The sequence below is a fragment of the Pseudomonas migulae genome (genome assembly GCF_024169315.1).
In the GTDB taxonomy this organism is placed as follows: domain Bacteria; phylum Pseudomonadota; class Gammaproteobacteria; order Pseudomonadales; family Pseudomonadaceae; genus Aquipseudomonas; species Aquipseudomonas migulae_B.
Genome location: NZ_JALJWR010000001.1, coordinates 1,459,351 through 1,474,473 on the forward strand (window position 1 = coordinate 1,459,351; position 15,123 = coordinate 1,474,473).

Here is a 15,123-nt window from a genome sequence, read left to right on the forward strand (position 1 = left end):
TCGATTCAGGCCCCTGCGGGCAATGCCATTTCATTAGAAGCTAACGAGAAAGCCATCCCTATGCGCGAAACGGACAGAATTGAGCGAGAACAGGCCAATCGTTCCTCCCAGCGCTTTCACCGCGGCAAATTGGGACAGGTGCTGGAGCGTTTCCTGGATAGCCAGGCCTTGAGAGAAAACAGGGATTACAGCCTGATCGAGCTGGATCAGCTTTGGCGCGAGGCGGCGCGCGTCGATCCGGCGATCGGGTTGAAACTGTTCACGCTATTCACGCCTCAGGACTGGCACGTCCTGGCCTATCTGTGTTTGTACAGCCCCGACGTTTTATCATCCATGAAGCTTTGGTCCCGGTACGCGCGGCTTGCGTCGGACACGGACACGGTGAGACTGCTCAATGATGAGAACGGCGTCGGTATCGAGCTGTGCCTCGATGCGCCCAGTGAGCTGGCGCGCTATGTCGTTGAGCACTACGGCGCAATGTCCATCGCGCAGTTGCGGCGGGGAACAGGGCAGCAGGTGCAGCCGGTCCTGGCAAGATTTACTCACTCACGTCCGTCGTATTACAAGCAATACACCCAATGGTTTGGGGGCCGTGTCGAGTTTGATTGTCCGATTAACTGCTTCTATTTCGATGCTCGAAGCTTGAGCCTGCCGATGCAGACACGTCATCACGGGATGCTTGAGTTATTGACCCAGGAACTGGATCGACGGATCGCCGCGCATCGGAATTTCAGCGGTTGGTCAGCCAAGGTTGCTGAAGGAGCACGACGATCTCTAGCGAGAGGTGAAACTCCCAATCTGGACAATCTGGCGAAGGCGCTGCACCAGACGCCAAGGACCTTACGGAGACGACTGGAAGAGGAAGGTACAACCTTCAGACAATTGCTCGATCAGATTCGCGCAGAATTGGAACTGCATCTTGAATTGCAAGGAGAGTCATTTACGGAGATTGCAGCTCAACTAGGCTACAGCGATTTGACGGCGTATCTCCACGCCCGAGGTCGATGGCGTGACAGGAAGTAATGTGGCGGGCCCAAATTTTTCGGAACGACAGCGTTACCTCACAAATCACCTCATCCCACGCCAGTAATTTCCCTTGTGCGGTTCCAACCCAGATAAATGCCGAAATATCGAATCTTCCTGGGGTTGCTTGCAAAAAGGTAATTCCTGACAGGGGTAGGAGAGGATGCAGGTTGATTTGCCACTGAGTCTTGGGGCCCATCCGAATGACTGCTTTTGGCCGAATGCTGCCTCTTGCTAGAGGCTGAAACGACGCAATGTCCCGTTTATAAACTTTCTGCCTCCGGCGCACGGAAGGCCTTGCTGTAGTAGCCGGATTGGTCGAAACAGCAAACGTGCTTCTTGCCGGATGCGAGCATATCGCAGGCATCACCGATTCGTTTTGTGCGGGTCTTGAGTTGCTTGGCTGAAGTGATCCAGTGAATCCAGTCCACTCGTGCGAGGGTCGTCGTATCGTTCCAGACTTTACGGGCCTCAGGAGCGGCAGCCAGTGCCTCCTGGAAATCTGCCGGGATGTCGGGCTCCGATTCCTTCTTCACAGGGGCCAGTTCCAGTGTAACGATGTCCCCAACGACCGCGCCTGCGGCGTCGAGTAACGCTCTACTTACCTGCAGCCAATGGCTCAACTGGCCATCCGGCTCAAGGGTTGCCTGGAAAGGCCGCCCGTTGATTGTGCCTTCGACTGTCGTCCTTCCTCGCCTCGGAAGCTGTTCACTCGCCTCTCTTGGCAGCACCACGAACGCCCACGACCTATCATCACCAGGTTTTGCCGGACGAAGAAGCTTTGCTTCGAATCGGGATTTCACATCGATTGTTGTCATTGCAACTCCTCCAACTAATAGGTCGATTAACGTTCCATGTCGCCCTGCAAGCCCTTGCCTGCCCTGGAGGAATTACAGCAAACCCTGATGAAAGGGCCAACATCTTTGCTTATTCGCCAGCAGTCCCCAGTCAATCACCAGCCTGCGACAACGGCCTCGCCACCTGCTCCAACGCTCGACGCTCTGCCGCCACGCCCCATACCGCTTGCACCACCGCCGCGGCACACATCAGCGCGGCGCCTGTCAGGTAACTCATCAGCAGACGGCTGCGCTGCTGGGTCTGAATCAATTGGCCAAACAGCATCGGCCCGATGATGCCGTCGAGGGTATAGGACTGCGCGTTGTCAGTGGATTTAAACGAATAAGTAGGCTCGTCAACTATTGTGATCAGCCCATATGGGGTGTGCATGTTCATATGATTATTATTTTCTGGCCCGTTTACGATCAGGTTATGCCTCAGGTTTGATCTGGGAAGCCCTTGAGAAGGAACGACCGTTTTTAGCCGATAGCAGTCACCCACGGAAGGTGTGTAACGGTCCTAGGACCACCTAAAACCTCCTACAAAAACCTCGGAATCCCTAACCTCGCCCGCCGTTCCGATGCGGCTTATAGTCCGCCCCGTCGCCCAAAATGGCGATTCGGGTTTGGCGACCTGACCACAGAGAAGACTGAGTAACGGCCTTTGAGCCAATCAAACTGAGATCTTCAAATGACTAGATACATGCCCCTCACCGGAATCGACCTGATTCCGGCCTCCTTGCTCATCGACACCGAAGCACCGCTCGACGTCCTGCAAGCCGCAGCAGACTACCGAATTCGCACCGTTACGCAGGTACTGGAAAACATCGCCTTCCGTGCCGAACTTGGTTGCGACACGGTGGTGCTGAAGGACTTTTCTCAGCTGCTGGCCATCCCGTTGCGCGATGGCTGTGACTTGATGGATGTGATTGGCCGACGTTTGCGTGCGCAGGCGGAGGGGTAAATTAAAACCGCTGAACCCGCATTGCCCGGATACCTCAACACCCCCTAACGCCCAATCAACGAACTCGCCAACAACGCCTCCAACCCCATCGGCTTGGCAAAGTAATAACCCTGGGCCTGCCCTGCGCCCATTTCGCGCAGCAGGTCCAGCGTCGCTTCATCCTCGACGCCTTCGGCCACCACGCTCAGGTCCAGCGATTCGGCCATCCGCACAATCGCCCGGACGATCGCGCGACTGCGAGGGCTGGCGGTCAGTTCGAGGATGAACGACTTGTCGATCTTCAGGCCACTGAATCGGTATTGATGCACATAGCTCAGGGATGAAAACCCGGCACCGAAGTCATCGAGCACCACCGACATGCCGTTGTCGGCCAATTGCTGCATGGTCAGCCGGGCAATCGCCGGTTCGGCGACCAGCGCACCTTCGGTCAACTCCAGGCAGATCCGCGACGGCTCGACCTTGTGCCGCTCCAGCAGTGCAAGTACATCACTGGCGAAGTCCGGGCGCGTCATGCTGTAGCTGGAGCAATTGACGTGCACCGGCGGCCAATTGGCGTGCTCGGGTTGTGCGAGGATCAGTGCAATGCTGTTGAGCATGTACAGGTCCAGTCGACCAATCAGGCGCAGACCCTCGACGTCCGGCAAAAACTCGCCCGGCGCGATCACCCGGCCGCCCGGCTGATGCCAGCGAATCAGCGCTTCGAGGGCCACCAGTTCGCCGCTTTCGACGCTGACGATCGGCTGGAAATACGGCAGCAATTCATCGGTACGCTTGAGCGCATTGCGCAAGGCCCCTTCCCGCTCGACCTGGTCCGAGACTTCACGACGCACTTCCTGATTGAACACCGCGTAGCTGTCGCGCCCGGCACTCTTGACCCGGTACATCGCCGCATCGGCATCGCGCAGCAAGTCGGCGGGCTCCATATGGAACTGGCTGTCGGCGCTGACGATACCGATACTGCAGGACGAAAAAACTTCATAGCCATTGATGAAAAACGGCAGGTCAAACGCCACCAGAATCCGTTCGGCGATGTCGATCACCACGTCCAGCGGCGCCTCGGGCGCCAGCACGGAAAACTCATCGCCGCCCAGGCGCGCCAGCATGTCGGTGTCGCGCAGGCAACCGCGCAAACGGTGGGCGGCCTGCATCAACAGCAGGTCGCCGAAATGATGGCCGAGGCTGTCGTTGACCAGTTTGAAACGGTCGAGGTCGATGAACATCACCGCCAGGTGCCCGCCTTCGCTGCCGAACTGCGACCAGGCCAGATTGAGGCGCTGTTGCAGGTAGGTACGATTGGGCAGCCCGGTCAGCGCATCGTGGGAGTTCTCGTGTTGCAACTTGGCATTGGCGTGATCGAGCTCGCGGGTGCGGTTCTGCACCCGGGCTTCCAGCTTGAGGTTGGCGGCATGGATCGCTTCGGCGGCCGTGCGGCGCGACAACGCGGTGTCGATGTGCCGCGACACGAACGTCAGCAGTTCTTGGTCTCGCAGGGTATAGCGCACCTGCGAGGTATAGCTTTGCACCGCCAGCACGCCACGCACCACATCGCCATCGAACAATGGAATGCCTAGCCAGGAGTAGGACCGGTAGGACTCTTCGGCCAGTTCGATTTCACCTTGCGCGGACAATCGGTCCGCGTCGCCTGGATCAATCAGGCAAGGTCGGCGCTGCCGGATAACGTACTCGGTCAGGCCCCGACGCCCTCGCCGCGCCGCCGGGCAAATCGTCTGCCGCTCATCAACGTAATACGGAAAAGTCACTTCGCCGGTCGCGTCGTCGAACAGCGCAATGTAGAAGTTACGCGCAAACAGCAGATCACCGACGATGCCATGCAGGGTTTGGAACAGCTCGGCCATGTCGCCAGGCTGGCTGGAGAGTTCGGCGATCTGGAACAGCGCGCTCTGCAGATGTTCGGCGCGCTCTCGTTCTGCCACTTCCTGCCGCAATGCGTCGTTGAGTGCCGAGAGCTCCAGGGTGCGACGCATCACGGTCGCTTCCAGATCCTCGCGGTGCAGAATCCGGTCCAGCGCCATGGCCACGTGGCGGGCCACCACCAGAAACAGCGCGCGGTCCTCGGCGCTGTAGGTACGGGAAACGTCGTAGACCTGCATGGCCAGCATGCCGAACACGTCATCCGAGGCATTTTTCAACGGTGCGCCCATCCAGAATTCCGGACGATCACCCACGCAGTAAAAACGCTTCTCGTCCTGAGCCGCGAGAATGCCGGCGGCGTCGATCAGCAACGGCTGGCCACTGGTCAATACCTGGCCGGTCAACGACAGGTGCGAAGGGTCAAGGTATTCGTAGTGCTGGGACTCCACGGCATCAACGTCGATGATGTCGACGTAATACGGGTAGTCGATCTTGCCGCTGTGCGGGTCATACAACGCGAGATAGAAGTTCTCGGCGTCGATCAGGCTGGCCAGAAGCTGGTGAACCCCCACCAGAAACACTGACCGGTCGCGGGTCGAACTGGCCAGGTAAGTAATTTCATACAACACACGCTGGGTAATCTGCGCGCGGGCAAGGGTATTGGTCTGTACCTGAATGCCCAGGCGCTGGGCAAACCCGGCGAGCGCAGGTTCCGTGGCATCGGCCATTGGCGCGAGCAGCCAACCCAGCACACTTTCGCCGCTGCCGGTCGGCCAGCGGTGCAAGTGCCGGCTCAGGCAAAAGGTGTCGAACGCTTCATTCGCCACACTGGACGGCCACTGCGCCAGTGGATCGCCCTGCCCGACCAGATGCATTTGTTCACCGGCTCGGTAAACAACCCATGCGGTGGTGTGCGCCCAGTTGCGCGCGGAGTCCAGCAATTGCTCGATCGTGTCCGCGTTGCCAGCGTACGCCATGCCGACAGTCTCCGAATTTCCTTTTCGTTGAGATGCAACCACGTGGCAATCGTTCGATTGCCGCGCAGAGTCGGTTAATGGACGAACACTCATCAGCGCTCCCTGAGCCAGTAACTGGCGATACTCACTTGATGGTTGCTATCAATGTGCCAGTGAGCTTAGCGTTTAAAGCTTATAGAGTTTTTATTCAACAGGTTTTTTTTGTAGCCCCTCCTCAGGTAACAACAAAGCTCGAACCAGAGCACCCGCGACTGAACTGCTAACCTTAAATTGGCAAAAATGCCCGGCATGCCTTCATTCGAGGAAGTGAAAATGAAACTCGCATTCGTCGCTGCCGCAGTCGCCGTCATGCTCACCTCATCGCTTCCCGCCATTGCCGTCTCCGCCGAAAACACCGAAGCCATCCGGCCCTTCCAGGTCCACATTCCTGACCGTGATCTTACAGATCTGCGCGACCGGATTGCGGCGACCCGCTGGCCGGATAAAGAGACTGTTTCCGATCGGTCCCAAGGCGCTCAACTGGAACAATTGAAGGCGCTGGTTCACTACTGGGGCACGGCGTACGACTGGCGCAAAGTGGAGGCCCGACTCAACGCCCTGCCGCAGTACGTCACGACGATCGATGGGGTCGACATCCATTTCATCTGGGTGCGCTCTCCCCGTCCGAACGCGCTGCCGATGATCATGACCCACGGTTGGCCAGGCTCCGTCCTCGAGTTTATCAATGTCGTCGGCCCGCTCTCCGACCCCACGGCTCACGGGGGTAACGCGGCGGATGCATTTGATCTGGTGATTCCGTCCATTCCTGGCTATGGCTTCTCCGGCAAACCAACGGGAATTGGTTGGGACCCGGAGCATATTGCACGGGTCTGGGCGCAGTTGATGAAACGCCTCGAGTACACCCGCTACGTCGCCCAGGGTGGCGACTGGGGTGCTCCGATCACCAGCGCGATGGCGCGCCAGGCACCGGCCGGACTGCTCGGCATTCACCTCAACCTGCCGGCAACGATACCGCCGGAAGCGAGCGCGGCACTCGCCGCCGGTGGGCCGGCACCGGAGAACTTCTCCGCGCAGGAACGCGCAACCTTCGACGCCGTTGCCACCCTGATCAAGCAAGGGAACCTGGCGTACAGCGCGATGATGGCCGCAAGACCGCAAATGATGGGTTATGGCGTGACGGATTCACCGTCCTTTCTCGCCGCGCTCCTGCTCGTTCACCCGGGATTCGCAAAATGGATGTACGGCGCCGACGCTCAACAGCTGCCGACAAAGGATCAAGTGCTGGATAACGTCACCTTGTACTGGCTAACGAACAGCGCCGCTTCGGCAGGACGACTGTATTGGGAAAACAAGGGACGCAGCCCTCTTTCCTCCGCCGCACAGAAGACGAGCGAGATCTCCCTGCCGGTGGCGGTCACGGTGTTTCCGGATGACGTTTATTACCCTCCGGAATCCTGGGCCCGACGCGCCTACAGCAACCTGATCTACTTTCATCAAGCGGACAAAGGCGGCCACTTTGCAGCTTGGGAACAGCCGCAACTCTTTACTGAAGAACTTCGCACAGCGTTCAAGTCTTTGCGCTAGTTAGCAGTGTCTGTCATTCGTGAGAGGATATTGGCGACCAGGCGCGACAGGTGTTCGCCTGCACAATTATCCAAGTCGTTTTTACCAGGGAGGGGAGCGTCCTTATGGAGCCCGTTACAATTCGGACCCTGCAAAGCACTGATGCTGAGGCGTTGCTGACATTTGAATTGGCCAATCGCGAGTGGTTCGAGCGCCACATTGACGCGCGCGATGCTGCTTTTTACTCGATGCAGGGTGTCACCGGGCACATCACGGCTTATTTATCCGATTACGCCGCCGGCCTCTGGCATCCCTTTGTCATCGAAGACGCTGGCGGAAAAATAGTGGGTCGGGCGAACCTGAAAGACATCGACACGTCCGGGCGATCGGCAGAAGTCGGCTATCGGATTGCTCAAAGTGCCTGTGGACAAGGACTGGCCACACAGGCGGTGAAGCATCTGATCCGGGAGGCGCAGTTGCGTTGGAACTTAAAACAACTGGTTGCCCACGTGTACGCTGAAAATATCGGTTCGGCAAAAGTACTCAAGCGCTGTGGCTTCTTGATCGAACAGGCCCCCTGCCAGGAAGGAACAGATCAGGAGCATCGGTTTAGCCTTTCGATTTAGCCGAGTGGAAAGGCAGCTGCTTATTCATTCGCAGACAAAAAAAGCCCCGCCACCGAATGCGGTGCGGGGCAAAAAATTGGTTGGTTGCGGCCAACCAAAGGAGCTCTGTAGAAAACGTCTACCTACCGGGGTTAGATGCAGTCCTGTGCGGCGCGTTCAAAACTTGAAGGCAACAAGTTCGAGGCCAGCAAGTGCCGCTCGTAGATGAACACCTTGCCGCCGTTCCCGGCCTTGTAGGCTTCCAGCACGTTGTCCGCCGAAATTTTGCTCGGCACCACGATCCGGTAGCTGCGCTGGGTCTGCGAGACGGTCGGGGTCAACGCATTGCCCTGCAATTTCGGTACGACGCATTCAGCGTATTGGGCCGGGGTCTTGCTGGTCTGCAAGGTCAGGGTCGGGTCGTTCGGCGCGGAGGCACAACCGGCGAGCAACAAAACGCCAATCGCCATGGCAGGCACATGTAAAAGACGCATCGGTCTCATCCTGAAAGGTTCGTTCATCAAATCACGCAAGTTTTCGTGAGTGGTGTGTCGTTGGAGTGGATTTTCCGGGTATTGCCGTCAAAGTAGAACTTGCGTTTCTTGATGGTCACTATTACCTCTAGCAATAGTTGCGCGCCGTGCAGGCGGATACATACTCAATCACCACTGGAAAAATGGATGAGGATCTCTCCTTGCGAACGTTTGACTTGATCCGCGACGCCGTTCTGCCCGATTTCCGTGACCGGGTGGCCGAGTACCTGGTGCAGTACGAAACGGTATTACTAGGCGAAAACGCGCCCGACCCGGAGCTGGCGCAGGCCACCGCCAATCAGTTGCGCGGGTATTTGCGCGGGTTGAATACCACGCGGGTGTTGGGCATGGCGGATTGGGAGGAGCTGGATCGGCGGGTGGTGAATACGTGGCTTTTAGCGACCGACCAATGACAGAAGCAGCACATAAAACCAAAAAGGAGTTTGCGTCATGACCGACGATTCAAAAGTAAAAGGACCTGCGTCGTACTTCCCCTCTATCGAAAAAAAGTATGGGCAGCCGATAGACCACTGGTTAAACCTGCTCAAAACAGTCAGCGGCAAGAAGCATATGGAAATGGTGGCCTTGCTCAAAACTGAACACGGCATGGGCCATGGCCATGCCAACGCGTTGGTTGCGCACTTTTTAGCGAGCGCTAAAACCGACTGACGAGAGGGGCCGCATCGATATCGCTCAATAGCCGTCGCTTGTGGAGGCCGCCTTTCACTGCCCCTCCGAAACCTGCACAATTGCCGGCTTTTTTCGCGACAGGAAGTCCCCTCATGCAACGGATTGTCATTCTGGGCAATGCCGGTAGCGGCAAATCTACCCTCGCCCGCGCCCTCAGCAAGCGCCTCAGCCTGCCGGTGGTTCACCTGGACACGCTGTTCTGGAAGCCCGGCTGGGTCGAACCCGACGCTGAACAGTTTCGCGCACGGGTTCGCGAAGCGATCGCAGCGGATGCCTGGATTTGTGAAGGCAACTATGCGCGGCGAACCTTCGACCTGCGCCTGCCCCGTACCGACCTGATCATCTGGCTCGATACCTCGCGGCTCACCTGCTTCACCCGGGTGATCATGCGCAGCGTCATGAACCGCCCTCGCCCGGACCTTGCCGCTGGCTGTACAGAGAAACTCGACCGGGCGTTCCTGACCTTTCTGGACTTCGTGTGGAACTTTGATCGTGGCTACCGCCCGGGAATCGAGGCCGTGCGCTTGGCCATTGGCCCGCAAATTCCTGTGGTTCACTTGCGCGGTGCCCGGCAGATTGACGCGTTTATCGATAGCTTGGCTGCAACGGCTGAAAATCTGGCTTCACCCTCCAGGGCAAGGCACCGGGCTACTAGCCATGAGGGGATAAAGTGAATCTACAGCTTCAAACGTCGCTGTCCTGAACAATTTGAAGCGCTTGTGGAATGTGCAGCTTTTGTGACGAATCGTTGTTGCTGGCGGCGCCCCACTCCTGGCACTTGCTTTCAATGTTTAAGTGCTCGCCCACATAAATCGACAGGGGTGTTATCAACGACTGCGACGGGGCGAAAATTGACCTTCCGGACAGGCTGTTTTCGGCCAAAAGCAGACGTTTGGACTAGGACGTTTAGAGTTGGAAAATCAACTCTCATCGGCCAGTGCGCTGGCCGCAGCGCTGCTACAAAAAATAAAGGCAGCGCCCGCTTTCGCGAGCACTACCTTCATCAACTGCCCGCTAATCAGGCCTTCTTGTCCGCCTCAACCAGAGCCTTTTCAGCGTTGAACCCGTCGAAGTTCTCGAACACGCCCATAAAGCCCGGTACGGTCACTTCTCGCGCCCAGTCGCGCTGCAGTTCGCAGTACATCTGCACCCGGCTGATGAGCTTCGCGCCCGCCTGTTCCATTCTGCGCAACGCCGCCTCGTGTGCGGCGAGCGATGTGCCGCCAACCGCATCGACCGGCACATAAACTTCATAGCCTTCCTGGATCGCGTCGAGCACCGGGAATGTCAGGCAGGCTTCGGTCCAGAGCGCAGTCATGATGAGTTTCTTGCGCCCGAGCGCCTTGACTGCCTGCTTGAATTCCGTGTCCTCCCAGCTGTTGATCGAGGTGCGGTCATAGGTCGGCAGATGGCCGAGCACCTCTTGCAGCTCCTGAATCGGCGGCTTGTTGCGGCCGGTCGCGACATTGACGGTCGAGTGGATGATCGGAAGTTTGTAGTTGAGCGCCGCCCTGGCGACGCTGGTGATGTTGAAGACGAGTTCATCACGCGGCATCGAGCGGATCGAAGAAACCTGAACAGGCTGATAATCGATGATGATCAACGCCGAATTTTCCGGGGTCAGTAGCTGATCGGTATCGGGGTTGCGGAGAGTCTCGCTTGCCATTGGCAAATCCTTTTCATGGGTGACGCACGTTTGTGAAAAGGCCGGAGCCTGTGCGACTGATGGATTCCAGGACACATGCGAATGATGCCGTGCCTGGAAAATCCATTGTGCTGTTCCCATCTTCGATGCAGTAGTAGCATTGCGCGATGTGCTGTGTCGCGAAAAGGGGAACGCAAGAATGGATATCGAAGAGCTACAGACCTTCGTGGAAGTGGCCGATGCCGGGGGAATTTCGCAGGCTGCACTGCGTCTTGGCGTGTCGAAATCGATCGTCAGTCGCCGCCTGGCTCGGCTTGAAACCGAACTGGGCGTGCAACTGCTGGCACGCTCCACTCGCGGGGCGGCGCTTACTGAGGCCGGCGCGACGTTCCGGGACTACGCCGCCAGAGTCTGCACCGAGATCGACATCGCCAAGGAAACGATCCTGCCCGCCGGCGCCCTTCGCGGCCGCTTGCGCGTGGCCGTCCCGCTGTCGTTCGGCCCGACTCACTTCGCCCCGATGCTGGCGGAAATGGCACATCGTCATCCGGAGCTGCACATCCAGACCTGCTACAGCGATCGCTTCGTTGACCTCATTGCTGAGGGGTACGATTGCGCCATCCGGGTGGGGTATCTGCAGGACTCCAATCTGATCGCAAGGCGGATTGGCCCGGTCTACGGCAAACTCGTCGCGAGCCCCGACTACATCAAGGCCCACGGCGCCCCCGAGACACCGGATGAACTGATCGCCCATCAGGCGCTCATGCAGGGCACCGAAGCCTGGCAATTCATGGATGGCGACAAGATCATCACGGTTCGTCCGCAAGGACGCTTCAAGGCCGACAACGGCACCGCCCTCGTCGCCGCCGCAACCGCAGGCCTCGGTGTCGCCTACCTGCCCGACTGCCTCACCCATGAACACGTGGCATCCGGCGCACTGGTGCCGATCATGACAAACCATCCACCCCCTCCGGCCGGCGCCTACATCATCCGCCCGCCGGGTCCGCATCCAGCCCGCAAAATACGTGTGCTCACTGAACTGCTGATCGAGTTCTTCGGCGAAACTCCGCACCTGGCGGTGCAGCCGCTATCACATCCGGATGATGCGCTGGCGTGTAACTGAGCAAAGCAGGAGCGACAGACACACCCTTTAGCGGCCATTCGCGAAGGGCCGCTTCGAGGCGGCAGTGCGCAACCTTGCGCGCACCTGGGCCGAGGACCTGAAGGGCACCGGCATTCGGGTAAACGTGTTGTCGCCCGGGACGGTACTCACACGCTACGGAGAAGCAAGGCATCGCTAATCTATCGAAGGACAAAGAAACCTAAAGCACCGTTAGATACTTAGGTATCGAAGTCGATGATGCCCTGGAAATGGCGGAACAGACGGAATTCTGACCATCTATAGCGAAGGTCGATGCTAGATCGTCGCTATCCGGCCAAAAGTGGACATTGTCCTCAGGCTTGAAAAAGAGGTCGGCTCTACCCTGAGATTGTCGGGTTTGGAGGTCTCCGTGGACCTTTCACCTCGCCCCCCTGACAACATATGCTTGACTAACATCCCAGGCGCATTGCCCCACAACCTCGTCTCGATTGTCTGCGCGTTGAAGTTTTTTTCGGGATAAATGAGACTCTCCGCCTGAACCTCACCGGGCAACAATCCCGAACGGATTCAGAACCAAAACTACTTCTCACGAGCGGACTGAATCAAAACGCCTCTCTCTGCACCGCTCCGCCGTCGACCCTGCTCACGGAACAGGGTCGGGCGAATCGACGGCCAATCAGGCCTTGATGTCTCTGGATAGCATCGATTTTGGAATCAGCAGGATCAACACACAGCTGACGAGCAGGCAACCACCCAGGACATAGGTGCCGTTGTTCATGTCGCCGGTCAGTGTCTCGGCCATGGCTGTAATCATGGAACCGGTGAACCCGGAGAGGTTGCCGATTGCGTTGATCATGCCGATACCCGCTGCTGCAGCCACACCCGATAAAACCGTGCCGGGCAGTGTCCAGAAAATTGGCATCAGGCTCAGCAACCCTGACGCGGAGATGCTGAGGAAGAAAATCGACACCGGCAGGTTATGGGCGAAGAAGGCGCTGCCAATCAGGCCCAACCCGCCAATGAATGCCGGGATGGCCGCGTGCAATCGGCGCTCACCGGTTTTATTGGAGTGCCAGGCGTTGAGGGTCATGGCGACGATGGCGGTGGCGTAGGGAATCGCGGTCAGCAAACCGATGTGCAGGGTGTTGGAAATACCGGTGGACTTGATGATCGTCGGCATCCAGAACGCCAGTCCGTAAAAACCCGTATTGAACGTCAGCAGAATCAACACCAGTAACCACACGCGACCGTTGAAGATCACATCCCGAAGACTGGAAGCCTTCGCCGTGTTGTCTCGGTCGAGGTTGTTTTTGAGCATGTTCTTTTCAGCCGTGCTCAGCCACTTGGCATTGTCGATTTTATCGACCAGCAACGTCACCACGACAACGGCCATGATCAACGACGGGATGCCTTCGATGATCAGCATCCACTGCCAGCCGGCCATGCCATGGACACCCTGCATCGCGCCCATCAACCACCCGGAAAGAATCCCGCCCAACGTCAGGCTGATCGGCATGGCCATCAAAAAGCCCGCCATTACGCGGCTTTGGCGATGCGTCGGAAACCAGTAGTTGAGGTAAAGAATCACCCCTGGGAAGAAACCGGCTTCGCAGATTCCCAGCAGGAAGCGCAGCACGTAGAACATGGTTTCCGATTCAATGTGAAAGAACTTGGCCAGCGGCACGGTAAAGGCTACCGCCATGGAGACAATGCTCCAGCTGATCATGATGCGGGCGATCCAGAGGCGTGCGCCGAAGCGATGGAGGAACAGATTGCTAGGGACTTCGAAGAGGAAATAGCCCCAGAAGAAAATGCTCGCGCCCAGGGCGTAGACCGTGTTGCTGAATTGCAGATCGTTGAGCATGTCCAGCTTGGCAAAACCGATATTGACCCGATCCAGGTACGCCGCCATGTAGCAGAACAGCAGGATCGGCAGGATGCGCAGGATGACTTTGCGGTAGGTACGATCCTCGGAGGTAAGCTCCGCCGAGCCCTCTCCTTCGAGAGGACGCTGAGATACTGATTCCATGTGTTGACCTCAAGGCATGTCGTCATGCCGATTGTTTTTGTTTTTGGCTTGCGACCTTGAGTTCCTTGGGCTGACCTAGGCCAATCCACAGGGAAAAAAGACGCTGCAAGTTAGTCCGTTACCGGTAACATTTTTAATTTAGCAATTAAATTCGACGCAAAGCAAGCGCGCCCGGTTAAAAAAATTCAGGTGCTTTCGCGCGCCAGGATTTTGAATTCGACGACATCCGACGCCTTCGGACGAGGCAGTCCAAGACGCTGGGCAGCGGCACTGGCAACCAGCAACTCACCTGCACGGCGGCCAATTCCGTAGGGGTCGACCGAGACCGTGGTGATCGTCGGCGTGCAGTACCGTGAGACTTCGAAATCGCCAAAACCGGCGATCGCAATGTCCCCGGGCACTCGTCGCCCTTGCCGATGGCATTCCATGATCGCGCCGAACGCTGACAGGTCACTGACGCACATGACCGCGTCTGTGTCCGGCCACTTCTCCAGCAGTCGCTTCACGGACTCTCCACCATGGCTCATGGTGATAGGCGACTCGCCATATTCCATCACCCGGGGCTCACCTGCCCCCAACGCCGCGACAGCCTGAAGGTAGCCTTGCTGACGTTGCTGCCCCCGATGGTCGAGAACGGATGCACCCCCGATGTAGCCGATTCGTCGATAACCTTGCTGATGCAGATGTTCATACATTGCGGCAGCGGCGGCCAGGTTACTGAATCCAACCGATTGCTCGAGTGGATCGGCTGGAATGTCCCAGGTCTCGACAACAGGCACTTGCGCCTGGCGTAACAGCTTGCGGGTTTCATCCAGATGCGCGCTGCCCGTCAGCATCACCCCGACGGGTCGATGGCGCAGCAGCGTGCGTACCAGCAAGGCCTCCTGCTCCAGGTGATAATCCGTGTCACCCAACAGCAGGCACAAGCCATGTTCGCTAACGGCATCATTCAGGCCGCGGACGGTGTCGGCAAAGTTCGAACTCGCCAAAGACGGCACCAGCGCAACGATAAACTCCGAACGTCCGGTGGCCAGGGTTCCTGCAGAGGCATCAGGCAGATAGCCGAGCGTTTCAATCGCCTCGTGTACCAGCTTCTGCGTGCGCTCTGAGACGTCGCGACCGGCCAGGACCCGGGAAACCGTCATCTTCGAAACACCGGCCAGTTTGGCGACGTCGGCCATTCGCGGCGGCGTGGTGGTTTTGCCTGAATCCTCGTAACTCATGAACGTCCTGTTTTCCTGAAAATGACCGGGCGGACCCTGGAAATCAATGCCGCCAACACAG

General features: G+C 58.0%; 14 protein-coding genes and 2 pseudogenes. 9 read left to right on the plus strand and 7 right to left on the minus strand.

Annotation, left to right across the window (positions count from 1 at the left end):
- Positions 1 to 60 precede the first annotated feature (60 nt).
- Entirely contained in the window at positions 61 to 1,023 is a 963-nt protein-coding gene (locus tag J2Y86_RS06600; protein WP_253440152.1) for an AraC family transcriptional regulator ligand-binding domain-containing protein, read from the plus strand.
- A gap of 263 nt (positions 1,024 to 1,286) precedes the next feature.
- Here the strand turns inward: J2Y86_RS06600 and J2Y86_RS06605 are convergent, their stop codons facing one another.
- Together J2Y86_RS06605 and J2Y86_RS06610 are read right to left on the minus strand one after the other, a co-directional pair.
- Positions 1,287 to 1,841: a YdeI/OmpD-associated family protein gene (locus tag J2Y86_RS06605; protein WP_253428997.1), complete on the minus strand. Its 555-nt coding sequence runs from the start codon at positions 1,839 to 1,841 to the stop codon at positions 1,287 to 1,289.
- A 130-nt stretch (positions 1,842 to 1,971) separates the two neighbouring features.
- A pseudogene (locus J2Y86_RS06610) lies at positions 1,972 to 2,166 on the minus strand (MFS transporter); the annotation flags it as partial.
- Positions 2,167 to 2,550: 384 nt separating this feature from the next.
- On the opposite strand from J2Y86_RS06610, the gene J2Y86_RS06615 reads away from it, so the two are divergent.
- The gene (locus J2Y86_RS06615) at positions 2,551 to 2,823 is read left to right on the plus strand and encodes a hypothetical protein (RefSeq protein ID WP_253428998.1); all 273 of its coding nucleotides are present in this window, start codon (positions 2,551 to 2,553) and stop codon (positions 2,821 to 2,823) included.
- A 44-nt stretch (positions 2,824 to 2,867) separates the two neighbouring features.
- Here the strand turns inward: J2Y86_RS06615 and J2Y86_RS06620 are convergent, their stop codons facing one another.
- On the minus strand, positions 2,868 to 5,765 hold the full coding sequence (locus J2Y86_RS06620) for a sensor domain-containing phosphodiesterase (protein WP_253428999.1): 2,898 nt from the start codon (positions 5,763 to 5,765) through the stop codon (positions 2,868 to 2,870).
- Between the two features lie 219 nt (positions 5,766 to 5,984).
- Between J2Y86_RS06620 and J2Y86_RS06625 the strand changes: the two genes are divergently transcribed.
- Positions 5,985 to 7,256: an epoxide hydrolase family protein gene (locus tag J2Y86_RS06625; protein ID WP_253429001.1), complete on the plus strand. Its 1,272-nt coding sequence runs from the start codon at positions 5,985 to 5,987 to the stop codon at positions 7,254 to 7,256.
- A 104-nt stretch (positions 7,257 to 7,360) separates the two neighbouring features.
- Complete coding sequence (locus J2Y86_RS06630) at positions 7,361 to 7,861, plus strand: GNAT family N-acetyltransferase (RefSeq protein ID WP_253429003.1); 501 nt, start codon at positions 7,361 to 7,363, stop codon at positions 7,859 to 7,861.
- A 131-nt stretch (positions 7,862 to 7,992) separates the two neighbouring features.
- On the opposite strand, the gene J2Y86_RS06635 is transcribed toward J2Y86_RS06630, so the two are convergent.
- A complete protein-coding gene (locus J2Y86_RS06635; protein WP_253429005.1) occupies positions 7,993 to 8,334 on the minus strand; it encodes a hypothetical protein in 342 nt (113 codons plus the stop codon).
- A gap of 200 nt (positions 8,335 to 8,534) precedes the next feature.
- On the opposite strand from J2Y86_RS06635, the gene J2Y86_RS06640 reads away from it, so the two are divergent.
- From J2Y86_RS06640 to J2Y86_RS06650, 3 genes are all read left to right on the plus strand, one after another.
- Entirely contained in the window at positions 8,535 to 8,786 is a 252-nt protein-coding gene (locus J2Y86_RS06640; protein ID WP_253429006.1) for a hypothetical protein, read from the plus strand.
- Between the two features lie 37 nt (positions 8,787 to 8,823).
- Positions 8,824 to 9,042, plus strand: coding sequence for a DUF4287 domain-containing protein (locus tag J2Y86_RS06645; RefSeq protein WP_253429008.1), 219 nt, complete (start codon positions 8,824 to 8,826; stop codon positions 9,040 to 9,042).
- 113 nt (positions 9,043 to 9,155) lie between these two features.
- Positions 9,156 to 9,737: an AAA family ATPase gene (locus tag J2Y86_RS06650; RefSeq protein ID WP_253429010.1), complete on the plus strand. Its 582-nt coding sequence runs from the start codon at positions 9,156 to 9,158 to the stop codon at positions 9,735 to 9,737.
- Between the two features lie 344 nt (positions 9,738 to 10,081).
- Here the strand turns inward: J2Y86_RS06650 and J2Y86_RS06655 are convergent, their stop codons facing one another.
- The gene (locus J2Y86_RS06655) at positions 10,082 to 10,729 is read right to left on the minus strand and encodes a hydrolase (protein WP_253429012.1); all 648 of its coding nucleotides are present in this window, start codon (positions 10,727 to 10,729) and stop codon (positions 10,082 to 10,084) included.
- Positions 10,730 to 10,907: 178 nt separating this feature from the next.
- On the opposite strand from J2Y86_RS06655, the gene J2Y86_RS06660 reads away from it, so the two are divergent.
- Positions 10,908 to 11,831 carry a LysR family transcriptional regulator gene (locus tag J2Y86_RS06660; protein WP_253429014.1) on the plus strand — a complete coding sequence of 308 codons (924 nt, stop codon included), beginning with the start codon at positions 10,908 to 10,910 and terminating at the stop codon, positions 11,829 to 11,831.
- Positions 11,832 to 11,886: 55 nt separating this feature from the next.
- A pseudogene (locus tag J2Y86_RS06665) lies at positions 11,887 to 11,982 on the plus strand (SDR family oxidoreductase); the annotation flags it as partial.
- A 504-nt stretch (positions 11,983 to 12,486) separates the two neighbouring features.
- Here J2Y86_RS06665 and J2Y86_RS06675 read toward each other — a convergent pair.
- Together J2Y86_RS06675 and J2Y86_RS06680 are read right to left on the minus strand one after the other, a co-directional pair.
- Complete coding sequence (locus J2Y86_RS06675) at positions 12,487 to 13,839, minus strand: MFS transporter (protein ID WP_253429016.1); 1,353 nt, start codon at positions 13,837 to 13,839, stop codon at positions 12,487 to 12,489.
- Between the two features lie 185 nt (positions 13,840 to 14,024).
- On the minus strand, positions 14,025 to 15,062 hold the full coding sequence (locus J2Y86_RS06680; protein ID WP_145316928.1) for a LacI family DNA-binding transcriptional regulator: 1,038 nt from the start codon (positions 15,060 to 15,062) through the stop codon (positions 14,025 to 14,027).
- Between the last annotated feature and the right edge of the window lie 61 nt (positions 15,063 to 15,123).